Raw genomic sequence first — 25,266 nt, forward strand, 5'->3', positions numbered from 1 at the left:
CGGCCGGGAGCGCATATGCCGCATTTCATCGCCGAGTACACCGACAACATCGAACAGCAAGCCGATTTGCCCGCGCTGTTCGCAAAGGTTCACACCGTCCTGGGAGACAGCGGCGTGTTTCCCCTGGGCGGCATTCGCAGCCGCGGGGTACGCCTGGACACCTGGCGCATGGCCGACGGCAAGCACGATTACGCCTTCGTCCACATGACCCTGAAAGTCGGTCACGGACGGGATCTGCCTACCCGCCAGGCCGTCGCCGAAACGCTGTTCATGGTGATCACCGGGCACTTCGCCGAATTACAGTCGCAACGCCTGCTGGCGCTTTCGTTCGAGATGATCGAGCTGCACCCCGAACTCAATTTCAAGCAGAACAACGTACATGCGTTCCTGAACAAACAGGCGGGCTGATCGACATCAGCCTTCCGCCAACGGCCACTCAAACAAAAAGTACAACAATATGAGCACAGCCAATACCGCCGACAGTCCCTCACAGGCCGAACACGATCGCACTCACGGCATCGTGACCTGGCGACTGATGCCATTACTGCTGATCTGTTACCTGTTCGCTCATCTGGACAGGATCAATATCGGCTTTGCCAAGATGCAGATGAGTGCCGACCTGCACTTCAGCGACACGGTATACGGCCTGGGTGCCGGACTGTTCTTCATCGCCTACGCACTGTTCGGTGTTCCAAGCAATATGGCACTGGACCGGGTCGGGCCACGACGCTGGATCGCCAGCCTGATGGTGGTCTGGGGCATGCTTTCCACCGGCATGCTCTGGGTCGAAAGCGCCAGCGGTTTCTATACCCTGCGCTTCCTGCTGGGCATGGCCGAAGCCGGTTTCTTTCCGGGAATCCTGGTATATCTCAACCGCTGGTACCCGGCCCGGCGCCGGGCCCAGGTCACCGCCTTGTTTGCCATTGCCGTGCCCATGGCCGGCGTCATCGGCGGACCGTTGTCCGGTGCGATTCTGGAAAACTTCCACGAGCTGGGCGGCATGCGCGGCTGGCAGTGGATGTTCCTGATCGAAGGAGCGCCGGTGGTCATTCTGGGCCTGGTGGTACTCAAGTACCTGCCGGACAGCTTTGAAACCGTGAAATGGCTCGACCCGACGCAGAAACAACAATTGCGTGTGCAGTTGAGCAGTGAAGAGCAACGCAAATCCATCACCTCGCTCGGCGGCATCGTACGTAATCCGCAGGTGTGGCTGCTGGTGGCAATCTATTTTGCGGTGATGCTGGCGGTCAACACCCTGGCGTTCTGGATGCCGACCCTGATTCACGGCGCCGGCATCGACCGCGACAGCCAGGTCGGCCTGCTCAGTGCCTTGCCCTATCTGGCTGGCTGCTTCTTCATGATTGGTTGCGGACGCTCATCGGACCGCCACCGTGAGCGCCGCTGGCACTTGTGCATTCCGCTGCTGATGGCTGCCGCCGGTATCGCCGTGGCGGGCATGGCACCGGGCAATCCGCTGCCGGTTCTGGCAGGCCTGATCGTCGCCGGGATGGGCGCCAGCGCCGCATTGCCGATGTTCTGGCAACTGCCGCCGGCCTTTCTGTCCAACGGCACCCAGGCCGCCGGCATCGCGCTGATCAGCTCGTTCGGCAGCATCGCATCGTTTCTCGCGCCCTACCTGATCGGCTGGATGCGCGACACCACCCAGAGCGCCAGCCTCGCCCTGTATGTGCTGGCGCTGTTCATCGCCCTTGGCGCCTTTCTGGTCCTGCGTACCCACGCTGCCATCGTCAATCCACAGTAAGAGATCTTCGTCATGCTCGATCAACAGCACATCCTGCAAGCCGCCGCACAACTGGACCGGGCAGAACGCACCAGAGAGCAGGTGCGCCAATTCTCTCTCGACCATCCGGCGATCACCATCGAAGACGCCTATGCCATCCAGCGCGCCTGGGTCGCGCAGAAAATCAAGGACGGACGCAAGCTGGTCGGGCACAAGATCGGGCTGACCTCGCGGGCCATGCAAGTGTCCTCGAACATCAGCGAGCCGGATTACGGCGCCCTGCTCGACGACATGTTCTTCGACGAAGGCACCGACATTCCGTTCGAGCGCTTTATCGTGCCGCGAGTGGAAGTGGAACTGGCATTCATTCTCGGCAAGCCGCTCAAAGGCCCGAACTGCACGATTTTCGACGTGCTCGACGCCACTGAATGGGTAATCCCGGCCCTGGAAATCATCGACGCACGGATTCAACAGATCGACCCGCAAAGCAAAGCCACCCGCAAGGTGTTCGACACCATTTCCGACAACGCTGCCAATGCCGGCGTGGTCATGGGCGGTCGCGCCGTGCGGCCTGGCGAGATCGATCTGCGCAAGGTGCCGGCCGTGCTCTACCGCAACGGCGTAATCGAAGAGTCAGGCGTCTCCGCCGCCGTGCTGAACCATCCGGCCAAGGGTGTCGCCTGGCTGGCGAACAAACTGGCGCCTTATGACGTCACCCTGCAAGCGGGGCAAATCATTCTCGGCGGATCCTTTACTCGCCCGGTGGCGGCCAACCCCGGCGATACCTTTCATGTCGACTACGACATGCTGGGTTCCATTTCCTGCCGCTTTGTCTGACTCCTGGAGGATTGTTCCATGGACATGCCCATCAACACGTTCAAACAGCGCCTGAAGAGTGGCGACGCACAGATCGGCCTCTGGCTGGGACTGGCCGACGCCTACTGTGCGGAACTGGCGGCAAATGCCGGCTTCGACTGGCTGCTGATCGACGGTGAACATGCGCCCAATGATTTGCGCGGCATGCTCAGCCAGTTGCAAGCCGTCGCGCCCTACGCCAGCCAGGCGATTATCCGCCCGGTGATCGGCGATAGCGCACTGATCAAACAGGTACTGGATATTGGTGCCCAGACGCTGCTGGTGCCGATGGTCGAAAGTGCCGCGCAGGCACAGGAACTGGTACGCGCCATTCACTATCCGCCACAGGGAAAACGTGGAGTCGGTAGCGCCCTGGCCCGTGCGTCGCGCTGGAACAGCATTCCCGGCTACCTGGATCAGGCCGATGCACAGATGTGCCTGCTGGTACAGATCGAAAGTCTCGAAGGCCTGGCCAACCTGGATGCAATTGCCGCAGTCGAAGGGGTCGACGGGGTATTCATAGGTCCGGCGGATTTGAGTGCATCCATGGGCTATCGCGGCAATCCGGGCGCTCCCGAAGTCCAGACGGCCATCGAAGACGCCATTGTGCGGATTCAAAAGGCCGGCAAGGCCGCTGGCATTCTCAGCGCAGACGAAAAACTTGCCCGGCGCTATATCGAGCTGGGCGCCGCGTTCGTTGCCGTCGGTGTCGACACCACGGTGCTGATGCGCGGCTTGCAAACCCTCGCCGCCAGATTCAAGGACGCCCCGCCACCCAACAGCTCCGTCAGCGTGTACTGACCACACGCCATTCGCTGTCGCGAGGCAAGTCGCTCGCGACAGTCGATCGAGACACTCAGCGCTTGATGGTCTTCAGCTCATCGAGCAGCCCGAGCAAGGTCCTCAGCTTCTCCTCTCCCAGTTGCTCTTGTATGCGCTGATAGTTCTCTTCCATGCATTGGCTCATGGATTCAAAACAGGCCTCGCCCTTTTCTGCCAGGGTTACCAGCACACGTCGCTGGTCCTGCTCGGCCTTGCGCCGACAGATCAACCCGGCCACCTCCATGCGCACCAGCACACCGGTCATGCTCGGCTTGAGAATGCAGGCGAGTTCCGCCAATTGGTAAACCTCCAGCTCGCCATGCTGGCTGAGGATACGGATGACCCGCCATTGCTGTTCAGTCAGGCCGTGCTGGTTGAGCGAGGGACGAAAGAAACTCATCGCCGCTTCGCGGGCTTGCAGAAGAGTCAAGGTCAGGGATTGCCGGGGTTTGAGCATTGGATTCGGGATCACGGTTGAGTTAGTTAACAGTTTAACAAAACTTTACCACTGTCCCGGCCAGGACACGCTATGACTTGCGCAACTGGCGCGCTGAATCAAAAACTCCGGCACAGAGAATCAAGACTTGCAGACGGCCAGCCCCTTTAATAAGCATCATTCAGGACAGAGCTTCTTGAAGCCCTGCCGTAGCGTATTCCTTCACTTTTTCAGGTTGCGTCATGATCAATATCGAAACGCCCACCTATTACACGGCCACCAAAAAATACAATCTCGCTTTCCCGACCCTGGAACAGGATGTGGAAGCTGACGTTGTGGTGATTGGCGGCGGTTTCTCCGGCATCAATACCGCGCTGGAACTGGCCGAAAAAGGCATCACCAATATCGTCGTGCTGGAGGCACGCTATCTGGGTTTCGGTGGCACCGGGCGCAATGGCGGGCAGATCATGGCCGGTATCGGTCACGACCTTGAGAAGATCAAGAAGGACGTGGGTGAAGATGGCCTGCGCCAGGTTTTCGAGATCAGCGACCTGGGCGCGGACATCATCAAGGACCGTATCGCCAAGTACAACATCGATGCAGACTTCTGCCACGGCTATGGCTACATGGGTTTCAACGCCCGTCAGGAAAAGACCCTGCGCGCCTGGGAAAAAGACTTCAAGTCGATCAACAGCAAGCACGAGATTCGTTTTCTCGGCGGCTCGGACGTCAGGCAAATCATCGGTTCCAACGCATACAGCAGCGCCTTGCTGCACATGGGCGGCGGCCATGTGCATTCCTTGAACCTGCTGCTCGGTGAAGCCACGGCGCTGGTCAGCCATGGCGTGCGGATTTTCGAGAACAGCCCGGCACTGGAAGTCAGCTACGGCGAGCGGATTACCGTGCGGACGGGACGCGGTTCGGTCAAGGCCAGCAAGCTGTTGTGGGCCTGCGACAGTTTCCTCAACAGACTGGAACCCGAACTGCACCGCTCGACCATCAACACCTACGCCTTCCAGATGGTCACCGAACCACTGTCGGATGAGCTGATCCAGCGCATCAGTCCGATCCGCGGTGCCTATAGCGACATTCGTCCGGTGATCGACTATTACCGCGTCACCAACGAAAACCGCTTGCTGTTCGGCGCAGCCACACCGCTGGTCGAGCATATACCCCAGGACCTGAAAGCCTGGAACCGCAACCTGATGCTGAAGATATTCCCGTACCTCAAGGACGTGAAAATCGATCTGGCCTGGGGCGGACCGATGGCCTGCAGCCCGAACCTTTTCCCGCAGATCGGCACCCTGCCCGGTCGCAGCAACGCCTTCTTCGTCCAGGGCTACTCGGGCTTTGGCGTAACCCCAAGCCACATCATCTGCAAGGTGCTGGCCGAGGGCATGAGCGAAGGCTCGGCGCGCTATGACCTGGTCAGTTCGATCAGGCGCCCGACCATCATTGGCAAAGACCTGCTTCGTCCGCTGTTACTGACGGCCGGCAAGTCCTGGCACCAGGCCTCGGGTTACTGGAACGGGCGTCGTTGACGCCTCGCAAACCTCATTCATCTTTTCTTCTTACTCATCAGGAGCAACAGCCATGACCCTCGTCACACTCAAAAAAGATATCCAGCTGTCAGAACTCGACGCCTGGGGCACCGTCGCCGACCTTGGCTCGGAAATTCTCGAAGGTGAAGTCAAAGCCTTTGGCAAAATGACCTTCGGCGCGCCAACCGATCCGGTCAGTAGCGCCTACTTCGGCACGACCAAAGGCAAGTTCCGCATGACCTATCCGTTCGCCGAACAAGCCACAGTAGTCACCGGCGAGGTAATCCTGACCGACGAAAGCACTGGCCAACGCACTCATTACAAGGCAGGTGACAGCTGGTTCGTGACCAAAGGCACTCCAGTGCTTTGGGAAATCGTCAGTGAAAGCTTCGTCAAACACTATTTCGCTGTCGCCTGATACAGTTGGCTGCCGGAACCCACCGGCAGCACCTTGGCGAGGTGAACCCTCATGAACGCAATCCCTGCCCGGGAAGTCGCCGGCCATTGCCTGCAGGCTTTCACTCAGCTTGTCCCGGTAAGCCAGGCTGCGTTTTACTGTGTCGACCGCCAACTGCAGGCGCGTGATTTCCAGTTGTACGGCATGAGCGGTGAAATGCATCGCGATTACCTGGACAACTACCGCCAGTTCGACCCGCTGCGACCGCTTAACTGCATGTCCAGCGGACTCAGCGTCGTGCCTCTGGGCCTGGCCATGGCCCGGCAACCGAGGCAGGACAGCCAGCATTATCAGGATTTCCTGCAGCGCTATGGCGTCGTTGACGTGGTGGAGATCCTTGCCCACCGCGCCGGCCAGCCTCAGGCCGCCATCTCGCTGCTGCGCACCGCCGAACAAGGCGCCTTCACCAGCGACCAACTGACCCGGCTCGCGGCCTTGCAGACCTTGCTGCAACTGGCTGTCGCCAACATGCAGTCATGTGAAGATCCGCTGGCAGGCCTGACGTCCAAGGAGCGCCAGATCGCCTTGCTGTTGCGCCAGGGCGCCAGCAACAAGCAACTGGCCAGGGAACTGGATATCGGTCTGCCAACCGTCAAGACCCACTTGATCAACCTGTTTCGCAAGACCGGAGTGAGCAGCCGTACGGAACTGGTCGGGACGCTGTTTCTCTGACCCGACTCAACCATCCGGTTGATAGGCAGGCACCTCTGCGCCCCGCATGCTCAGGTTGTTATTTCATACAACCGGAGCATTGCAATGACGACCTCATCCGACTGGATCACTGTTGGCGCCCTGGCCGACGGTTTCGCCCCCGAAGCATTCATCCTGCCAAGCCTGGCCGACCTGAACGGCAGGTTCTTCACATTGAACTTCGCCAATGGCTGGAAGATCGAGCATCGTTTCGAACAACAAAGCGTGTCCTGGAGCGCTGCCGATGGCCACTCCACAGGCACGGCAAACTACCGGGCCACCTCGGTACGCCCCGGCCTGTATCTGGTGGATTTCATCAAACACGAGGCCGGACAGGCCTGGTCGATCAGCCTGGTGCTCGATACCACCAGTGCGTCTTTCACCGCCGTCATCGGCCGCATGCCGACTCAGGAACAGACCCGTGAAGGCCTTTACAGCCGGGCACTGGCCGGCAAGAACCTGACCTCGGTCGAAGTGGAGTTCCTGCATGGCAGCCTTGATCGTCCGTGGCAGGAAGGACAATGCCCGCACGCACCGACCAGCGAGCTGACCGGCCTGCGCAACCTGTATCGCTACAGCCCGAGTGAAGTCTACGAACACATCTACCTCAACTCGCAGTTCTATTCCTGGCAGTGCCTTGAGGGCGTTGAAAAGGGTTTATGCGATACCGATCGCTGCCATTACTACAAGATTGCCGACCAGTTGTACCTGTTCGTCTGGCGCGAAAAGATCATTCCGACCCTCGGTGTGGTGCTGATCGATCTGCAGCAGCACCGCAGCGACGGCAAGATCTTCGGTTATGCGCAGTCGTCTTTCGATGAGCTGTCGAACTTCCCGGTCAGTTCCTACTGCCAGGTTCTCAACCAGACGGAATATCCCGATGCCTGAGCCACGCACTATTGCAATCACCGGTGCCGGGACTGGCATCGGTGCCGCCTGCGCGCGACTGTACGCCGCCGAAGGCGCAAATCTGGTGCTGATCGGCCGCCGCCGCGAGCCACTGGAACAGGTTGCCCGCGAAACCGGCGGGCTGGTTCTGGTCGGCGATGCGGCCTGTCCAGACACCTGGGACACGTTCGTGGCACAGATTCGCCAACGCTATGGCCGACTCGATGTATTGCTGGCCTGTGCCGGCGGCCATGGCCTGGGCAGCGCCACCGATACCAGCCCGCAAACCTGGGAGGCCGCATTGCGGAGCAACCTGGACAGCGCTTTCTACAGTGCCCGCGCCTGTTTGCCGCTGCTACTGGAAAATACCGGCAATATTGTCCTGATCGGCTCGATTGCGTCACTCGCGGCGGGGCCTGAAGTCTGCGGCTACACCACGGCCAAGCATGCGCTGCTCGGCCTGAATCGCTCGCTGGCCAGGGATTACGGGCCACGCGGCGTGCGAGTGAATGCCGTATGCCCCGGTTGGGTTCGCACGCCGATGGCCGATCAGGAAATGCAGCCGCTGATGGAGTTCTATGGCGAGACGCTGCAGCAAGCCTATGACCGCGTCAGCGCCGATGTGCCGCTGCGGCGGCCCGCCAGCGCCGAGGAAATCGCCCAGGTCTGTCGTTTCCTGGCCTCCAGCGATGCGTCGATCATCACCGGCGCCACCATCGTGGCCGACGGTGGTTCGAGCATTGTCGATGTGCCGACGCTGGCTTATGTGCACATGGAGCAGGCTCATGTCTGATCTTGATTTCAGCGGCAAAACCGCTCTGGTCACCGGTGGGGCGCAAGGCATTGGCCGGGCGATCGTCGAAGCCTTCGCATCACGCGGCGCACACGTGATAATCGCCGACCTTGATCTGGAAAAGGCCCAGGCACTGACTGCCGAGTTGTCCGCGCAGGACTGTCAGGTAGAAGCCGTGGCCGTTGACCTGGCCGAATCCACGGCGGTGTTTGCACTGGTTCAGGGGCTCGAACAACGCTTGGGACGACTGGACATTCTGGTGCACAACGCCGGTTACTTTCCTCTCACGCCGTTCGCGCAAATTACCCCTTCGATTCTCGACAGAACCCTGGCGGTCAACCTTTCGGCGCTGTTCTGGCTGACTCAGGCAGCGCTGCCGATGTTCCGTCGCCAAGGCCAGGGCTGCGTACTGGTGACGTCATCTGTCACCGGGCCGCGGGTAGCCTATCCAGGACTGAGCCACTATGCGGCGTCCAAGGCCGGAGTCAACGGCTTCATCCGCAATGCCGCACTGGAGCTGGCCAGCTACAACGTGCGGGTCAATGGCGTCGAGCCAGGCATGATCGCCACACCGGCGATGGGCAATCTGGGGGACGACCAGTTGAACAGGGACATCGCCAGTCGGGTGCCACTGGGACGGCTTGGCAAGGCCGCGGATATTGCCGGGGCCATGCTGTTTCTGGCCTCGGATCTGGCGGCTTATGTCACCGGCCAGACGCTGGTGGTCGACGGTGGCTCGACCTTGCCGGAGGTTTGATACGGCGTTTTTCACATGCCCAAGCGGGGCTTTTCCAGGCCCCGCTTGGGCATGGAAATCAAGCTGCGCCAACCGCCTGCTGCAAATGGCTGGAACGGAAATCCTTGGGTGACAGCTCGAACTGTTTCTTGAACGAACGGCTGAAATGCGCCGAATCAGTGAAGCCCCATTTGTAGGCAATCGAGGTGATCGATTCGCTGCGCAAGAACGGGTTGGTCAGGTCATCGGCGCTACGTTTGAGGCGTGCCCGTTGAATGTAGCGGCAGACGCTGTCGTCCTGCTCTTCAAACAAGCGGTACAAGTGCCGCACCGAGATATTCAGCCGATTGGCCAGCCCTACCGGACTCAGGCCGGGCTGGGTCAGCGATTCATCAATGACTTTCTGGACATAACTGCGCAGGTTGCTGCCCTGCAACGATGCGCTGTCGTCACGCGCATCACCGTCCTGCTCAAACGCCGAACCGAGCAGCGATATGAATGCACACTGCAATGCCTGGCCTTCTCCAAGGAAGCCCTCGCCGTCCAGCTCATCCTTGCACAATTGGTCCATCAGCACATGCAGCATCCGGCCGCAGGCCTTGCTTGAGGAAATCTTGCCGAAAGTCCTGGGATGACCACCAAACTGCTTGCACACTTCTTCGCGGGACAAGGACAGCGACGCATGTTCGATAAGGCCGAACGGGGTGATTTCGATGGAGCCCACCGAGTCCATCAGCAGCAACTCGCCCGGCGCCAGTTGAATGCTCTGACCGTTCTGCGAGATCTGGCAATAGCCGCTGCGCTGGCTGACGAGGAAGCAATGCTGGTCGTTATCGTGGTCGGCATTGGCTTCGGGGCGCTTGATCACGCCGGCATTGGTGCGCAGGTTGGCCAGGGGCAAACCACCGCGGGAAAACTTGGAAACATTGCCGATGAACAGCGAGCGATTGAAGGCCAGTTCAGTGTCGAAGTGGCCGCAAACGGCGCGCAGATCCCGGCTCCAGTTTTCCAGCCCGTCTTGCACACTCTGTTGAATGCTCATGGTTGCCTCCACCTTGGCTTTTTGTTTTTGTTGCGCAATAGTTAACATGTTATCTATATGCGCGCAACAAGTACGTAGATGCCAAAGTGGATAGCATTAATGATGCCAGAATCACCGATCAGAGCATGCGCAGCACCCGCTGCAATCCAGACAACGCCTCGAACAGACAGGTACGCTGATCGCGGCTCAACGCAATGTAACGCCGAAAGGCCGGCATCCGGTTGACCACCTCGCTACCGCCCATATGCTCCAGCCGTACGCACCACTGCTGTCCTTGCAGATCAATGCGCAAGCGTTTGAAGTCCAGCGGCATCAGCGCTTGATACAGCACGCTGTCTGTCTGCAACCCGGCTTGCAAAGCGGCCAGCAGTGCAGCGTCTCCGTGACGTTGCCGACAGCGAATCCCGGTGCGGCGAAAAGTCCCGCCATGGTGCACCTCGAAACGTGCCGTGCCCTGCCGTGAAGCAGGTACAAAAAGCACGAACTCGGTCATGACCAGGTGCATCAACAACTGAGACTCGGTGCGCTCGACAAGCTCCAGTTGCAGGCTGTCATCGTTCACAGACAGCCGGGCAGTTATCGGCCCGGTCTGCTCGAAACTGGCCAGGCCCAGGTTGCAGCGCAAGTGCTCAAGGGTCACCCCCGGTCGATAACCGGTCGGGGCGCGGCTGGCACTGAACAGCTCAGACAGCTTTTGCAGCATGCTCGACAGATGCGCTGTGAAGGTGACCCGGCTCATTGGCAAACTCCTTGGTCAGCACGGACTCCACCGACGCTGGCTTGAATGGATGGACTTTCTGTACCACCAGTGCCCAGAACAGCGCATAGGCTGCGGTGCAGCCGAGCATCACGCCGAAAGGAATGTAGATATCTGCCGGATTCATACCGGGCGGCGTGATGAACCACATGCCCAGCAGGATGCCGGCGCTGGAAAGAATCTGCGGCAGCGGGAAAAATGGCGAGCGATAGGCACGCGGCAGGTCGGGGCGACGGATCCGCAGGATCACCACTGACAGCGTCACCAGCAGATAGGAAAAACTCCAGGCACATACGGCCGCCAGCACCAGAGGAATGATGTTGTCGGCGTTGCCGCCCAGATACAGCGCATGCAGGCAGGGAATCAGCATCACGACCAGAATGCACAGCAGCGGCGTCTTGAAGCGCGGGTGCAGATACGTGAAGAACTTCGGCAACGCGCCGTCGACTGCCATGCCATAGAGAATACGCGGCACTCCCGCCATCAGCGTATTGATGGTCGCCGCGCCGGCGAACAGGAAACCGATCCCCAGCCATATCGGACCGATATCGCCCATGACCTGCTCGGCAAACCGTGGAATCGCCATGGGTGTATCCAGCAGATGCACACCACTGGCAGCGTCCAACAAGACGTTTTCCACCTGGCGCTTCATTGCTGCGCCATAGATGAACATGCAGGTCATCACGCCCAGCAAACCCAGAATCATCGCCCTGGGCATGACCTTCGCCGATTGGCGCAGATCCGGGGCCAGAGGTGTAACGAACTCACAGCCGACGAACATGAACATCGCCATGCCCACCAGCGACAGAATCGTAATCAGGTCGGTGCCGACCAGCGACTCACCGAACCAGCCCTGTAGTTCTACCGCCGGTGCTGCGATCAGCCCCAGTACGCCGAACACCATCAGGGTCGTCCACATCCCGAAGGTCAGGATGATTTCGGCCCGGCCGAACGCACTGACGCCGAAGATATTGAGAACCCCGAACACGATGACAAATCCCACCCCAAGCAGCCACGAGCCGCCAGCCGATTCGGCCAGGGTGTTCAGGTGCTCGAAGTTCACCAGCGCCATGACCCCGGAAAGAATGGTTTCTGCTGTGCCGGCAAACACATGGACAATCAGATAGGCCGACAACGTGCCAGTGATCGCGAAAAAACGGCCCATGCCACAATTGATGTAGTCGTAGACCGAGCCGGTAGTCGGCAGGATCGACGCGGCTTCAGCGAAGGTTGTCGCCTGGGCCAGCATCATCACCACCGCAATCAGCATGGCCAGCGCGAAGGCGCTACCGCCGATGCCAAACCCCATGGTCGCAGTGAGAATCACCGGGCTGGCCATGATCAGGCCGATGGTGCTGGCAAGCGCAGTGGGAAAACCAACCGTACCCCGGTTCAAATGTTCAGTGAGCCTGTCATTGATCGACATAGTGCAGATACTCGAAAGCGGATTTTTAGTGTGGATACCGCGAGCTGCTCAAGGAACCAGCAAGGCCCTGATCGAAACGGTGCCCCTATGCAGAATCACTTTGCGCCCCAGAGATACGCATCGTCTTGCCTGTGTCTGCCGCCACTCTTGTTGCTGCCTGCCAGCGCTTGATGCGTGTCTGGCAGGATCAATTCCCTGGCACGCAGATGAAAGACTTCCTCCGGCGCTGATCGCCCTAATGCGCACTCAAGCCATCGGGCTGTCCAATAAAAACCGGGGAAAATTCATGGAGCACACACTGAAAACACGATCACCGTATGAGGCCGTGGGCCTGGGTATCGCGTTGTTGATCGCAGGCTCATCGGCCCAGGCCCATGAACTGTATGCCGACAACGACACTCGGGTCACCGGCAACTTTCTTGCGGTCTACGGGATGTTCAACAGTCGCAAGAACTACGACGGCACCAGCGGTGGTTCCAGCTGGCGCGAAGGCTTCATCAAATATGGCTTGAGCGTCGATCAGACCATGGGCGATCTGGGTAGTGTCTACGGCACCGCCAATCTGGTCAGTTCCGGCACCTGGGGCGATGGCGATGCCGCGGGCATTACCGACGGCACGGAACGCACCACAAAGTTTGATGAAGCCTTCGCTGGCTGGCGTTCCGGCGATCTTTTCCCGGTACTCGGCAAGGATGGCGTGGATATATCGTTCGGCCGCCAGATCATTACTCTGGGCGATGGTTTCATCATCAACGATGACGGTCTGAACCTGGGCAATGGCGTAGCGGACGGTGAGTTCAATCGCGGCGGCGCCTACTATCTCGCCGCGCGCCACGCCTTCGACGAAACGGCCGTGCTGCGTCTTGGCGGCAAGGACGGTGTGCACGGCAGCCTGATGTGGATCAAGTCGGACAACCGCGCCCAGGCCAGTACCGAAATGGCCGCCGGCACGCTGGAATACACCGCAGTGCCCGGAACCCTGGGGCTGACCTATATCCATGGCATTGACGTTGACGACCAGTATGCCAGCGACTTCCAGAAGCAACGCCAGGGCATGAACATCTACAGCCTGCGGGGCGCGGGCAATGCAGGAATAGAGAACGCCCACTTTTCCTTTGAATATGCCTGGCAGGACAAGGACGCCGGCGCACAAAAAGCCTGGTACACCGAGGCAGGCTATACCTTTGCCGACCTGCCCTGGTCACCGGACCTGACCTATCGCTACAGCCGCTACTCGAAAGACTGGGATTCGATGTTCAATGGCGTCAACCGTGGCTATGGCACCTGGTTCCAGGGAGAAGTGAGCGGCAACTATTCAGGCCCGTTCAACAGCAACAGCGCGATCCAGCATGTTGCGCTCAAGCTCAAGCCGCTGGAGCCGGTGACCGTCGGCGTGCTGTTCTTCGACTACAAGACCCTGCACAGGAATGACGCGCTGAACCTCGATGGTCGTGAGCTGGATCTGTATGCCGAGTGGGCGGTGAACGAACACCTGATCATCACACCGCTGGTGGGCCTGTATAAGCCGGACAAGGATGAAAACACGGGCGGCAATCAGGTGGGTGGTAACGGCACCAACGTTTACAGTCAATTGACCGTGGCCGTGCCTTTCTGAATGTTTTTCAGGAGCTGCCCGGGCAGCTCCTGAAGACGGTCAATTGCTGGGCGCTCAGCAATCCTCGATCAGTCGCTTCAATACCGTCTTGAACGTTTCGACCTGCTCTTCGCTGAAACCGGCGAATACCTTGTCCTGCTGCTCGCGGGCAATGGTCCACAAGTCTTCGGTCTGTTCGATGCCGGCTGGGGTCAGGCGTACCCGACTGTCATCGGCATCGACCAGCCCCTTGCGTTTGAGATTGGCCACCGCCTCATCGATTTCCCGGACCGGCATCGCCACTTCCCGCAACAGTTCGTTCACGCTCAGGCCAGCGTCACTCTCCAGCACCATCAACATCCGCGCCTCGCTGGTGCGCAGCCCGGTGGACAATTGCCGAGGCTGATAAGCGGATTGGTAAGCACGCACCGCCTGGGTCATCAGGTAATACAGGTTGTGGCTCAGACGCCCCTGGAAATGGCTGCCCGGCTGACTTTCGTCGCGTCGGGTCATACGGGTGTGCGGCAGGACCATGGAATAGGCGCCCTGATGATAGAGCAGCGGTGAGCGCCCGAAATCGTCGAAGGCCACGACCTTGCCGATCATGATCCAGTGATCGCCACCGTCCACCTGCTGATGGTTTTCACAGTGAAAACGCGCCGAACAATTGGCAAATACCGGTGAGCCGCCCTCGCCCGTCTCGAACTCGATCCCGGCGAAGCGATCATCCCTGGAGCGGGCGAAATTGTTGGACAGGTCGATCTGATCCGCTGCCAGCACATTGACCGCAAAATGACTGGCCTGCTCGAACACCTCGTAACTGCTGGAGCGCTTGTCGATGCTCCAGAGCACCAGCGGCGGGTCAAGCGACACCGAATTAAAGCTGTTGGCCGTGACGCCGACCTTGCGCCCGGAACTGTCGGTGGCGGTTACTACCGTGACGCCGGTGGCAAAATTGCCCAGTGCCCGGCGAAAGGCCCGTGGATCGAAGGTCGTTTCAGTGGCTGCGCAAGCGCTGTTCTCAGACATGCAAGACTCCCGGACTGCCTGCAGGAGCAGTCCTGATTGTTGTTATCGGGGCTTTGTGACGGTGCGACTCAGATCATGCTCGGATCGGGTTCCAGGCCCATCAGCTCGCGACCGAGGATCTGCGCACAAACGTCGTAGTCGGTGTAGGCATGCGCACCGGTCATGTGCGAGTCGCGGAACAGGCGCTGCATCTCGTTGTGCTCGAACCAGGCGTTGCCACCGGCGGCCTCGAACAGACGGTCCACGGCCTGAATGCACATCTTGGTGGCGTACGCCTGATTGGTACGCCAGAACGCCAGGGTTTCGCGGCTTGGGTAGCGCTGCTGCTCACTGTGTTCGGCATGCTCCTGCCAGGTCTTTTCAAGAAACGCTCGGGCGGCAGCAACCTGATGAGTCGACTCGGCCAGACGCATCAACGCCGGAGTCGCCGCGCCGACCGCTGCACCGGTATACGCTCGCACGCGGTTTTTGGTCTTTTCGCGGAACACCTCCAGCATTCTCTCCGCCACCCCGAGGCTGACAGTGGAGAAACCGCTGGCAAAATAAGGACGATACGGCGAGTAGAAAATCTTGCTGTCCGGATACAGGCCGAAGCCTGCGGACTTGCCTTCCATCATGTCCCTGGCTTTCTGGATCCGGTGTTCAGGCACCAGTACATTGTCGATGATCAGGGTCTTGGTGCCACTGCCCTTCATGCCCGCCGCGAACCAGTCATCACGGATCTGATAGTCGCTGCGTGGCAGTACCGCGAAGCAATAGTCCTGACCGCCCTCAGCGTTTTTGCGACGGAAACCGACAATCGCCCATTCGGCATGATCGCAGCCGCTGCTCCAGCCCATTTCCCCGCTGAACAGCACACCGCCTTCAGTCTCTTCGGTACGGCCAAACGGCGCGATGCTGCTGCTCGCCGTGGCATCCGGATCATTACCCCAGACTTCCTGCTGCAGTCTGGCCGGGAACAGTGCCAGTTGATGGCTGTGCGTGCACAGCAGGCTCATCGCCCACGCCGTGCTGGCACAGGAGCCGGCGAGCAAGGCAATGCAGTCGGCAAACTGCGGCAGCGATATTTCCATGCCGCCGAATTTCTTCGGCTGGAAGGCTCGGTGCATGCCGATGCCTTTGAGCAGTGCAATGTTCTCATCCGGCACCTTGCGGTCCTGCTCGGCCTGGAAGGCATTGGCAGCGATGGTCGGCAGAATGGACTTGAGATCTTCGAGGAGCGGGTTTGGCTTTTTCATGGACGGCCCTGCTTATTATTGGATGTCCGGGGGCTCTGTTGAACCGAGAGGCTGCACCGGATGCAGGGCCAGTATGCGACGAGCGATCACGCTGAAAAATGCACCTTCCAGAGCCAAGATTGTACTTTTCATAGCCAGGCCTCAAGCGCGGAGCAAAGCCTGCAAGCAATCTGGCAGCCACAGACATGCAACCCGGCAGCCACAGTCAAGCCGACACAACCACCATTGATTACCCTCGGGCTTTTCTCTTGTTCACGATCAGGAAAAAACCATGAGCGATATTGCCCTGCTGCCTCAAGTTGAAGCCTTCCTCAGTAGAAGCCATGCATTGTTTATCGACGGTGGCTACGTCCAGAGCCATTCCAGCCAGACACTGGAAGTGATCAACCCTGCCACCGGCAAGGTCATTGCTCAGGTTGCGGACGCCGATTCCGCCGATCTGGACGCCGCAGTGGAATCGTCCAGGCGCGGCTTCAGAAACTGGTCCCAGGTTGCACCGGCGATCAGGGGCAACGTTCTGCTAAAACTGGCCGACCTGCTGGAACAGAACCGCGAAGAACTGGCGCAAATCGAAACCTGCCAGTCGGGCAAGATCATCCAGATTTCACGCGCTTTTGAAGTCGACCAGGCCGCACACTTCCTGCGCTATTACGCCGGCTGGGCCACCAAGATCAGCGGCCAGACCCTCACCCCGTCGCTGCCCTCTTTTGCCGGCGAACGGTACACCGCGTTCACCCTGCGCGAACCGGTCGGCGTGGTAGTGGGCATCGTGCCGTGGAATTTCTCCACCATGATCGCCATCTGGAAACTCGCCTCGGCGCTGGTGACCGGCTGCAGCATCATCATCAAACCCAGCGAGTTCACGCCGCTGACCATCCTGCGGATCGCCGAACTGGCTATCGAGGCCGGGCTGCCTGCCGGTGCGCTGAACGTCTTGACCGGTGGCGGCCAGGTGGGCAAAGGGCTGATCGAACACCCGGGGACCGACAAGGTTTCGTTCACCGGTTCAGTGCCTACCGGCATCGCCGTCGGGCGTAGCGCCATGGATGCCGGGCTGACGCGCGCGACCCTGGAACTGGGTGGCAAGAACTCTGCGGGATTCCTGCGCGACGTCGATCTGGACAAGGCGGTCAATGGCATCATCGAGGCCGGCTTCCTGCATTCCGGACAAATCTGCGCCGCGGCCGAGCGCTTCTTCGTCCACCGTTCGCAGATCGAACCGGTCATGAACAAGCTGTCACAACGCTTGAGTGCGCTGAACATCGGTTCGCCTCTGGATGAGAGCACCGAATTCGGTCCGGTTACCAACCGCCAACATCAGCTCAAGCTCGGCGCGCTGTTCGACAAGGCGCGGGCGGAAAACAACACGATCATTCACGGCGGCAATCTGATCGACCGCCCCGGCTGTTATGTCGAACCGACGGTGATCCTCGCCAACACGCTGAACGACACGCTGCTCAACGAAGAAACCTTCGGGCCTGTCGCCACCTTCCTGCCCTATGACACCGAGGAAGAGCTGCTGGAATTGATGAACAACACGCCCTATGGCCTGAGCGCCAGCCTGTGGACCAATGACCTGAGCAAGGCCTTGCGTATGGTGCCCGCCATTCAGGCCGGCACGGTGTGGGTCAACATGCACACCATGCTCGACCCGGCCGTGCCATTCGGCGGCATCAAGTCTTCGGGTATCGGCCGTGAGTTCGGCAGCGCCTTCATCGACGATTACACCGAGCTGAAATCGGTAATGATCCGCTACTGATCGGTGCAAGCCAGGAGAGCAATGGCTGTTAATGGATCCATTAAATTATTTATTAGCGATTTAATTTGACGAAAACCGCTAAAACAAATTCTAATGGATCCACTAATAACAAAACCTCCTTGGAGCATCTCCATGTACCCCAAGAACACCTGGTATGTCGCCTGTACACCTGATGAGATCGCTGACAAGCCACTGGGCCGTCAGATTTGTGGTGAAAAGATGGTTTTTTACCGTGGACACGAAGGCAAGGTGGCAGCCGTCGAGGACTTCTGCCCCCATCGCGGCGCACCGCTGTCCTTGGGCTATGTGGAAAATGGCAACCTGGTATGCGGCTATCACGGCCTGGTAATGGGCTGCGACGGCAAGACAGTGGAAATGCCCGGCCAACGGGTTCGCGGCTTTCCCTGCAACAAGACGTTCGCCGTGGTCGAGCGTTATGGATTCATCTGGGTCTGGCCCGGCGATCAGGCCTTGGCCGACGCAACCCTGATCCACCATCTGGAATGGGCGGTCAGCGATGAATGGGCTTACGGCGGCGGGCTGTTCCACATCCAGTGCGACTATCGCCTGATGATCGACAACCTGATGGACCTGACTCACGAAACCTATGTTCACGCCTCCAGCATCGGCCAGAAGGAAATTGATGAAGCGCCGCCGGTGACCACCGTCCAGGGCGACGAAGTGGTAACTGCCAGGCACATGGAAAACATCATGGCACCGCCGTTCTGGCGCATGGCCCTGCGCGGCAACAACCTGGCCGACGATGTACCGGTGGACCGCTGGCAGATCTGCCGCTTCACCCCGCCCAGCCATGTATTGATCGAAGTCGGTGTGGCCCATGCCGGCAACGGCGGCTATAACGCCGATCCGCAATTCAAGGCATCGAGCATCGTCGTCGACTTCATCACTCCGCAAACCGAGACGTCGATCTGGTACTTCTGGGGTATGGCGCGCAATTTCAACCCGCAGGATGCAGCCCTTACCGCAAGCATTCGCGAGGGCCAGGGGAAGATTTTCAGCGAAGATCTGGAGATGCTCGAACGCCAGCAACAGAACCTGCTCGATCATCCCCAGCGCAACTTGCTCAAACTCAATATCGACGCTGGCGGCGTACAGTCACGCCGCGTTCTGGAACGCCTGATTGCTCAGGAAAACGCCTCGCAGGAGGCAAGGCCATGATCGAAGTGCTGGTGAAATCACGCACTGACGAAGCCCTGGATATTTGCAGTTACGAGCTGGCCAGTGCTGATGGCAATCCCCTGCCCGCCTTCAGCGCCGGCGCCCATATCGATGTGCACCTGCCCGGCGGTTTGATCCGGCAATACTCCTTGTGCAATCACCCTGAAGAACGCCATCGCTACCTGATCGGCGTCCTCAAGGACCCGACATCTAGAGGCGGCTCGCGGGCCATGCATGAGCAGATCCAGGTCGGCATGCGCCTGCAGATCAGCGAACCGCGCAACCTGTTTCCATTGGCCAGTGAAGCCCGGCGCAGCCTGCTGTTTGCGGGCGGTATCGGCATCACTCCCATCCTGTGCATGGCCGAGCAACTGGCTCACAGCGGTGCGGATTTCGAGCTGCATTACTGTGCCCGCTCGCGGGAGCGCGCGGGCTTTGTCGAACGCCTGCAAAACTCGCCCTTTGCCCATAGTGTGTTTCTGCATTTCGATCAGGAGCCCGATACGGCCCTGGATACCGCCAGGGTCCTGGCCACGCCCCAGAGCGACGTCCACTTGTACGTGTGTGGTCCCGGCGGTTTCATGCAACATGTGCTGGATACCGCCAGGGCCGAAGGCTGGCAGGAACAATGCCTGCATCGCGAGTACTTCGCCGCAGCCCCCGTCGACTCGCAGGCCGCTGACAGTTTCTCGATCAAGGTCGCCAGCAGCGGCCAGGTCTTCGAGGTGCCAGCCGACAAGAGCGTGGTTCAGGTATTGCAAAGCCAGGGCATCGAGATTGCCATTTCCTGCGAACAAGGTATTTGCGGCACCTGCCTGACTCGGGTACTGGAGGGCGTGCCGGAACATCGCGACCTGTTCCTCACCGAGGATGAACAGGCCTGTAACGACCAGTTCACTCCTTGCTGCTCGCGCTCGAAGACGCCGCTGCTGGTGCTGGATATCTGATTGGCCGCACTTACTCCGAGCGGAGAATGACCTTCATCCGCTCGTCGGCTGCCGCCGAGCCGAAGATCTCGGCGTAACGCAGGGTGGCATTGGCGTGTTCGCGCATGATCGCTTCGGCACGGGCGCCCTGACGATTGACCATCGCATCGAACACCGAATGGTGCTGCATGTGGGCATAGTTGAAGCGGCGGTATTCCCGGACCATATCGTTGCGATCCACCGCCAGCGCGGTCACCGAAGCGAAGGGCAGATGATCGTTGCGCGCCAGGGCATCGGCTATCGCCGGGTTGTGGCTGCTTGCTACGATCACCTCATGAAAACGCATGTTGAGGTCGTGATAGACCTCCAGATCCTCGATGCTCACATACCCCTTGTCGAACAGTTGATCGCCCTCCATCAGGCACTGCTCAAGGGTCGTGCGGGCCTGCTCAGATAGTCCGCGCTCGGCGGCCTGACGCGCGGCAAGACCTTCAAGTACACCCCGGACTTCGACCGCCCCGGCAATATCATCGAGGCTGACCGAGCGCACCTGAAACCCGCGTCCGCCAAAGCGCACCAGCAAGCCTTCCTGCTCCAGCGTCCGGAAGGCCATGCGTACCGGCATCCGCGAAACGCCGAACATTTGCGCCGTAGGCATTTCCATCAAGCGCTCGCCAGCCGCCAGCTCGCCAGAAGCGATCATCTTGCGCAATGCGACCAGCACCGTTTGACCGGGCTTACTCATCCAGGCAACTTCCATAAAAGTGGGCCTGTATAGTAACGCAAGATGGCATACAAGGATTCGGCTGACGGCTGCCAAGGCCTCAGCGTTTTGCTTCAGCCTTTACAGAGTGCCGTTGCGGCAGATTGTCAGCCAGAGTGATCATGCCAAAGGGCTTGGCATTCAGTGCGCAGGCCCGGCGCGCAGAATGGAAGGTTCTTCGCCGCGATACAGCGCCTCTACCTTGTCCGCTCGCCATTGCAGGACTGCACGCTGGTTAAGCGAGCCCTTGTCGGTGATTTCACCACGGTCGATGGACGCGGGCTCCTCAAGCAATCCTGCCCACTCCAGACGACTGGCATTGCCGGTCGCATCGCGATTGAGCCGTTGCAGCCAGTCGGCGAACCACTGACGCACCGGCGCGCTGGCCAGAACCTCGGCATCGCTGGCGTCCTGGCCCAGACCGGCCAGACGCCGGCATTCGTACAACCGGGGAAAAACCAGCACTCCCAGGCACTCGCGATCCGGCGCAGCCACCACTACATCCAGCACATACGGCGAACCTTCGAGCACCGCACGATTGCGCAGTGGCCCCACGCTGACAAATACGCCGGAGCTCAGTTTGAAATCCTCGGCAATGCGCCCGTCGAACATCAGCCCGAGTTGCGGATCATCAGGGTCGGCCAGCTTTAACGCATCGCCAGAACAGTAGAAGCCCTGCGCATCGAACACCTCGGCAGTCTGCTGCGGCGAGCGCCAGTAACCGGGCATGATGTGCGGCCCGCGAAAGCGCCCTTCCAGCTTGCCGTCCACCGGGACCAGCCGCACTTCGCAACCGGGCGCCGGCAGGCCGATATAACCGGCCATGGACAAGGGGCCGGTGGTAAAGGTGCAGGACGGCGCCGCTTCAGTCATGCCAAGCCCGGCCATCATGCGGATACGCTCGCCACAATGCTGTTCGGCGACCTGGTCCAGGCGGTCCCAGACTCGCTGGGATAAACCGGCCGCGGCGAAAAAGAACAGCTTCATGCGCGAGAAGAAACGCTCACGCAACTCAGCGTCCTGCTCCAGAGCATTGACCAGCTCTTCCCAGCCCTTGGGTACGGTCAGGTAAGCGGTGGGCGATACTTCCTTGAGGTTGCGCAGCGTTTCGGCAAAGCCCTGGGCGGTGGGCTTGCCGTCGTCCAGATAGAAAGTGCCGCCGTTGTACAACACGATGCCGACGTTGTGGCTGCCGCCAAAAGTGTGATTCCACGGCAACCAGTCGACCAGCACCGGCGGTTCTTCGGCGAATACCGGAAAGGTCTGCAGCAGCATCTGTTGGTTGGCGCAGAGCATGCGCTGGGTGGTGACCACCGCCTTGGGCAAACGGGTTGAACCTGAGGTAAACAGAAACTTGGCGATGCTGTCCGGCCCGGTCGCCTTGAAGGCAAAATCGGCCTCGGCGCCGCCGGGCTGTAACAGCAGGCTGGCAAAGCTTGTCTGGCGACGGCCCGGTATTATGCCGCGCACGCTGATCAGTGTCGTCTGCTCCGGCAACACGGCATTGATCGCCCGCTGATAGAGAGCGGCATCACTGACGAATACCAGACCTGGTTGCAGCAAGTCGCAGACATGTCGCAACTTGGCAAAATCCTGGGACAACAACGAATAGGCCGGCGAGATCGGGCTATAGGGAATACCGGCGTACATGGCGCCCAGGGCAATCTGTAAATGCTCGATGTCGTTACCGGAAAGAATCGCCAGCGGGCGTTCGGCCGAAAGACCATAGCCGAGCAGGCTTTGGGCAATGGCGCGCACGCTTTCCAGCATCTGGGCATAACTCACCCGGCGCCATTCGCCGCCGTTCTGGCGAGCGGCGATAAAAGTCTGTTGCGGGCGGACCTCGGCCCAATGCACCAGACGGTCCAGCAAGCGTGCGGGCAACTCGGCCAAAGGCTCCAGGGAACGTATGGACAAAATGCCCTGCTCTTCGCTGACTTCCACAGCAGGGCGGCCGATGGACACTTGTCGATAGCGCGGCGCACTGCCCTCGACCAGGGGTTGCGATCTGAATTCGGAGCTCACGTTCTTGTCCTCCATCAAGGCACACCAACGGCGCGCAGAAATGCGTGCAACCGCAGGTACAGCAGCCTTGTCATTGATATGTCTGATCGCTCAGATCGGGTAGTGTCGTGGCCCATTCTGCAAGGTCACCCAGCGCAACTGGGTAAACTGCTCGATGGAAGCCTTGCCGCCAAAACTGCCATAGCCGCTCGACTTGACCCCGCCGAAAGGCATCTGCGCTTCATCGTGTACGGTCGGGCCGTTGATATGGCAGATACCCGATTCGACCCGCTGGGCCAGGGCCAGGGCGCGGCCAGTATCGCGACTGAAAATCGCCGACGACAGGCCGAACTCGGAGTCGTTGGCCAGGCGCAGCAATTGCTCATCGCCCTCGCCGCGCAGCACCACTGCCACCGGGCCAAAGGACTCTTCGTGGTACAAGCGCATGGCCGCAGTGACGCCATCAAGCAAGGTCGGCTGCAAGATGCTGCCCTCCAGGTGGCCACCCGTTACCAGAGTGGCACCTTTGTCGAGGGCATCGTCGATCAGCACCTTGATGCGCTCGCCCGCACTGCTGTCCACCAGAGAGCCGAGGACCGAACCTTCGGCATTGGGATTGCCGGCAGGCAAGCTGGCGATCTTACCGGCCAGCTTGACGACAAAGGCATCGGCAACCCTGGCATCGACGATCAGGCGCTCGGTGGACATGCAGATTTGTCCCTGATTGAAGAAGGCACCGAAGGCCGCAGCTTCGACCGCTGCATCCAGGTCGGCATCCTCCAGCACCAGAAACGGCGCCTTGCCTCCCAGTTCCAGCAACGCTGGCTTGAGATGACGCGCCGACAACTCACCGACGATGCGCCCCACATGGGTCGAGCCGGTGAAGTTGACCCGACGCACTGCCGGGTTGGCGATCAACCGCTCGACAATCGCTGCCGCATCTTCGGGCGCGTTGCTGATGACATTCACAACTCCGTCGCCCAGGCCTGAGTCCTGCAACACCTGGCCGATCAAACGGTGTGCCGCAGGGCTCAGTTCCGAGGCCTTGAGCACCACGGTATTGCCGCACGCCAGCGGCATGGCGATGGCGCGGGTTGCGAGGATCACCGGAGCGTTCCACGGCGCGATACCCAGCACCACGCCGCATGGCTGACGCAAGGCCATGGCGAAACTGCCGGGCACATCGGAGGGAATGACTTCGCCGGTAATCTGGGTGGTCATGGACGCAGCTTCTCGCAGCATGCTGGACGCCAGTTGCACATTGAAGCCGTACCAGTTGGCCATGGCTCCGGTTTCACCGGCCGCCGCGATGAACTGCGCGCTACAGGCCTGCAACTGCTCGGCCGCACGCAACAACCGGGTACGTCGCTCATTGGCGGACAGTGCCGCCCAGGCCGGAAATGCCGCCTTGGCCGCAGCCACAGCGGCGTCGGCATCTTCCAGGGTGGCGGCGGCAACCCGCGACACGACTTCCCCGGTCACCGGGTTACGCCGCTCGAAGGTTCGACCGTCACGGGCGGGGCACGACTGACCGCCAATCAGCAGGGGAACGTCCAGCATTGTGATTCCTCTTTATTGTCTTTATCGGGAACACGTTCAAGTAGCTCAGAGTAGCGCCAAGGCGCCAGGGCAACGACTGGTGGAAGCTTGATCCACCAGCCCGCCCGCTCAGACTCAGCGTTTGTAAGCCTGCAAACCGGGCTTGATGCTCTTGTCGTCGAGGAATTGCCTCATGCCCTGCTCGCGGCCGCCTTCGGTGTCCAGCAGGCGTGACTGATCGAGCTTGGCGTACAGGTAATCTTCGTTCTGCTCCCAGGTCAGTTCACGGCAACGCTTGAAGCCATGCTTGGCCGCTCGCAGCACCACCGGGTTTTTCTCCAGCAGGTTGCGCGCCAGCTCGATCGTCACGTCGCGCAGTTGCGCCAGAGGAACACTCTCGTTGACCAGCCCCATCTCCGCGGCTTTCTGCCCGCCAAAAGTCTTGCCGGTCATGATGTAGTACAGCGACTGGCGATGGCCCACGGTGTCGGCCATGGCTTTGCTCACCAGGTTGCCAGGCGGGATGCCCCAGTTGATTTCCGAAAGGCCGAAGGTTGCTTCATCGGCACAGATCGCCAGATCGCAGGCCACCAGCGGGCTGAAGCCGCCACCGAAGCACCAGCCATTGACCATGGCGATGGTCGGTTTGGCGTACATGCGCAGCAGTTTCCATTGCCACTGGGAAGCTTCGCGGCGGATCTTTTCCTGAAGAATTTCCGGGCCTGCATCCACTTCGCGGAAGTATTCCTTGAGATCCATGCCAGCGGTCCAGGCTTCACCGGCACCGGTCAAGACCAGGACACCGGCGTCGGGATCCTGCTCCAGAGTCTCCAGAACATCGATCATCTCGCGGTTCAGGGTCGGGCTCATGGCATTACGTTTTTCCGGGCGGTTGAGGATGACCCAGGCGATGCCTTCCTCGATTTCAACCTTGACCGTTGTCCAGCGACCTTCGTAATTGCTCATGGCGATGCTCACTTGTTATTGGGGTTGGATGAGCAAAAACTAAACCGCAAATTTAGTTATGTCAATTAACCATTAATAAAGTTAA

Annotated in this window: 24 protein-coding genes; 14 read left to right on the forward strand and 10 right to left on the reverse strand. The window is 59.9% G+C overall.

Going from position 1 to position 25,266, the window contains the following annotated elements:
* Positions 1-15: 15 nt before the first annotated feature.
* Genes ALQ04_RS18435 through hpaI form a run of 4 tightly spaced genes read left to right on the forward strand, consistent with a single transcriptional unit; the run spans position 16 to position 3,397 of the window.
* Positions 16-408, forward strand: coding sequence for a 5-carboxymethyl-2-hydroxymuconate isomerase (locus ALQ04_RS18435; RefSeq protein ID WP_122317181.1), 393 nt, complete (start codon positions 16-18; stop codon positions 406-408).
* A 49-nt stretch (positions 409-457) separates the two neighbouring features.
* Positions 458-1,762, forward strand: coding sequence for an MFS transporter (locus ALQ04_RS18440; protein WP_122317182.1), 1,305 nt, complete (start codon positions 458-460; stop codon positions 1,760-1,762).
* A gap of 12 nt (positions 1,763-1,774) precedes the next feature.
* The gene (gene hpaH, locus ALQ04_RS18445) at positions 1,775-2,578 is read left to right on the forward strand and encodes a 2-oxo-hept-4-ene-1,7-dioate hydratase (RefSeq protein ID WP_122317183.1); all 804 of its coding nucleotides are present in this window, start codon (positions 1,775-1,777) and stop codon (positions 2,576-2,578) included.
* Positions 2,579-2,596: 18 nt separating this feature from the next.
* On the forward strand, positions 2,597-3,397 hold the full coding sequence (hpaI, locus tag ALQ04_RS18450; protein WP_122317184.1) for a 4-hydroxy-2-oxoheptanedioate aldolase: 801 nt from the start codon (positions 2,597-2,599) through the stop codon (positions 3,395-3,397).
* A 55-nt stretch (positions 3,398-3,452) separates the two neighbouring features.
* On the opposite strand, the gene hpaR is transcribed toward hpaI, so the two are convergent.
* Positions 3,453-3,875 (reverse strand): homoprotocatechuate degradation operon regulator HpaR, encoded by a 423-nt coding sequence (gene hpaR / locus ALQ04_RS18455; RefSeq protein WP_122317185.1) that lies wholly within the window; start codon positions 3,873-3,875, stop codon positions 3,453-3,455.
* A 221-nt stretch (positions 3,876-4,096) separates the two neighbouring features.
* Between hpaR and ALQ04_RS18460 the strand changes: the two genes are divergently transcribed.
* The 6 genes from ALQ04_RS18460 to ALQ04_RS18485 all read left to right on the forward strand — a co-directional run bounded on the left by ALQ04_RS18460 (position 4,097) and on the right by ALQ04_RS18485 (position 8,980).
* Entirely contained in the window at positions 4,097-5,395 is a 1,299-nt protein-coding gene (locus ALQ04_RS18460; protein WP_122317186.1) for an FAD-binding oxidoreductase, read from the forward strand.
* A 52-nt stretch (positions 5,396-5,447) separates the two neighbouring features.
* A complete protein-coding gene (locus ALQ04_RS18465; protein WP_122317187.1) occupies positions 5,448-5,813 on the forward strand; it encodes a cupin domain-containing protein in 366 nt (121 codons plus the stop codon).
* Positions 5,814-5,864: 51 nt separating this feature from the next.
* Positions 5,865-6,524, forward strand: a complete 660-nt coding sequence (locus ALQ04_RS18470; RefSeq protein ID WP_122317188.1) for a LuxR C-terminal-related transcriptional regulator — start codon at positions 5,865-5,867, stop codon at positions 6,522-6,524.
* A gap of 84 nt (positions 6,525-6,608) precedes the next feature.
* Complete coding sequence (locus ALQ04_RS18475) at positions 6,609-7,430, forward strand: molybdenum cofactor biosynthesis F family protein (RefSeq protein ID WP_122317189.1); 822 nt, start codon at positions 6,609-6,611, stop codon at positions 7,428-7,430.
* Positions 7,423-8,223, forward strand: coding sequence for an SDR family NAD(P)-dependent oxidoreductase (locus tag ALQ04_RS18480; protein ID WP_122317190.1), 801 nt, complete (start codon positions 7,423-7,425; stop codon positions 8,221-8,223). Before ALQ04_RS18475 ends, ALQ04_RS18480 begins: the two co-directional genes overlap by 8 nt.
* Positions 8,216-8,980, forward strand: a complete 765-nt coding sequence (locus tag ALQ04_RS18485; RefSeq protein ID WP_122317191.1) for an SDR family oxidoreductase — start codon at positions 8,216-8,218, stop codon at positions 8,978-8,980. Before ALQ04_RS18480 ends, ALQ04_RS18485 begins: the two co-directional genes overlap by 8 nt.
* 58 nt (positions 8,981-9,038) lie before the next feature.
* On the opposite strand, the gene feaR is transcribed toward ALQ04_RS18485, so the two are convergent.
* From feaR to ALQ04_RS18500, 3 genes are all read right to left on the reverse strand, one after another.
* Positions 9,039-10,001: a transcriptional regulator FeaR gene (gene feaR, locus ALQ04_RS18490; RefSeq protein WP_122317192.1), complete on the reverse strand. Its 963-nt coding sequence runs from the start codon at positions 9,999-10,001 to the stop codon at positions 9,039-9,041.
* A gap of 118 nt (positions 10,002-10,119) precedes the next feature.
* A complete protein-coding gene (locus tag ALQ04_RS18495; protein ID WP_122317193.1) occupies positions 10,120-10,704 on the reverse strand; it encodes a DUF3156 family protein in 585 nt (194 codons plus the stop codon).
* Positions 10,685-12,184, reverse strand: a complete 1,500-nt coding sequence (locus ALQ04_RS18500) for an APC family permease (protein ID WP_122317194.1) — start codon at positions 12,182-12,184, stop codon at positions 10,685-10,687. The genes ALQ04_RS18495 and ALQ04_RS18500 overlap by 20 nt, the downstream gene beginning before the upstream one ends.
* A gap of 286 nt (positions 12,185-12,470) precedes the next feature.
* Between ALQ04_RS18500 and ALQ04_RS18505 the strand changes: the two genes are divergently transcribed.
* A complete protein-coding gene (locus tag ALQ04_RS18505; protein ID WP_122317211.1) occupies positions 12,471-13,799 on the forward strand; it encodes an alginate export family protein in 1,329 nt (442 codons plus the stop codon).
* Positions 13,800-13,853: 54 nt separating this feature from the next.
* Here the strand turns inward: ALQ04_RS18505 and ALQ04_RS18510 are convergent, their stop codons facing one another.
* Both ALQ04_RS18510 and ALQ04_RS18515 read right to left on the reverse strand, forming a co-directional pair.
* On the reverse strand, positions 13,854-14,807 hold the full coding sequence (locus ALQ04_RS18510; RefSeq protein WP_122317195.1) for a p-hydroxyphenylacetate 3-hydroxylase reductase component: 954 nt from the start codon (positions 14,805-14,807) through the stop codon (positions 13,854-13,856).
* A 68-nt stretch (positions 14,808-14,875) separates the two neighbouring features.
* A complete protein-coding gene (locus ALQ04_RS18515; protein WP_122317196.1) occupies positions 14,876-16,045 on the reverse strand; it encodes a p-hydroxyphenylacetate 3-hydroxylase oxygenase component in 1,170 nt (389 codons plus the stop codon).
* Positions 16,046-16,316: 271 nt separating this feature from the next.
* Here ALQ04_RS18515 and ALQ04_RS18520 point away from each other — a divergent pair, with 271 nt between their 5' ends.
* The 3 genes from ALQ04_RS18520 (at position 16,317) to ALQ04_RS18530 (ending at position 19,930) form a co-directional block, all read left to right on the forward strand.
* Positions 16,317-17,804, forward strand: a complete 1,488-nt coding sequence (locus ALQ04_RS18520) for an aldehyde dehydrogenase family protein (protein WP_122317197.1) — start codon at positions 16,317-16,319, stop codon at positions 17,802-17,804.
* Positions 17,805-17,936: 132 nt separating this feature from the next.
* Positions 17,937-18,983 carry an aromatic ring-hydroxylating dioxygenase subunit alpha gene (locus tag ALQ04_RS18525; protein ID WP_122317198.1) on the forward strand — a complete coding sequence of 349 codons (1,047 nt, stop codon included), beginning with the start codon at positions 17,937-17,939 and terminating at the stop codon, positions 18,981-18,983.
* Positions 18,980-19,930, forward strand: a complete 951-nt coding sequence (locus ALQ04_RS18530) for a PDR/VanB family oxidoreductase (RefSeq protein WP_122317199.1) — start codon at positions 18,980-18,982, stop codon at positions 19,928-19,930. Before ALQ04_RS18525 ends, ALQ04_RS18530 begins: the two co-directional genes overlap by 4 nt.
* A gap of 10 nt (positions 19,931-19,940) precedes the next feature.
* Here the strand turns inward: ALQ04_RS18530 and ALQ04_RS18535 are convergent, their stop codons facing one another.
* The 4 genes from ALQ04_RS18535 to ALQ04_RS18550 all read right to left on the reverse strand — a co-directional run bounded on the left by ALQ04_RS18535 (position 19,941) and on the right by ALQ04_RS18550 (position 25,181).
* Positions 19,941-20,654 (reverse strand): GntR family transcriptional regulator, encoded by a 714-nt coding sequence (locus ALQ04_RS18535; protein WP_122317200.1) that lies wholly within the window; start codon positions 20,652-20,654, stop codon positions 19,941-19,943.
* Positions 20,655-20,813: 159 nt separating this feature from the next.
* Positions 20,814-22,697 (reverse strand): feruloyl-CoA synthase, encoded by a 1,884-nt coding sequence (locus ALQ04_RS18540; protein ID WP_122317212.1) that lies wholly within the window; start codon positions 22,695-22,697, stop codon positions 20,814-20,816.
* Between the two features lie 90 nt (positions 22,698-22,787).
* The gene (locus ALQ04_RS18545) at positions 22,788-24,236 is read right to left on the reverse strand and encodes an aldehyde dehydrogenase (RefSeq protein WP_122317201.1); all 1,449 of its coding nucleotides are present in this window, start codon (positions 24,234-24,236) and stop codon (positions 22,788-22,790) included.
* A 114-nt stretch (positions 24,237-24,350) separates the two neighbouring features.
* On the reverse strand, positions 24,351-25,181 hold the full coding sequence (locus ALQ04_RS18550) for a p-hydroxycinnamoyl CoA hydratase/lyase (RefSeq protein WP_122317202.1): 831 nt from the start codon (positions 25,179-25,181) through the stop codon (positions 24,351-24,353).
* Positions 25,182-25,266 lie beyond the last annotated feature (85 nt).

This window comes from Pseudomonas cichorii (genome assembly GCF_003700275.1).
Lineage (GTDB): Bacteria > Pseudomonadota > Gammaproteobacteria > Pseudomonadales > Pseudomonadaceae > Aquipseudomonas > Aquipseudomonas cichorii_B.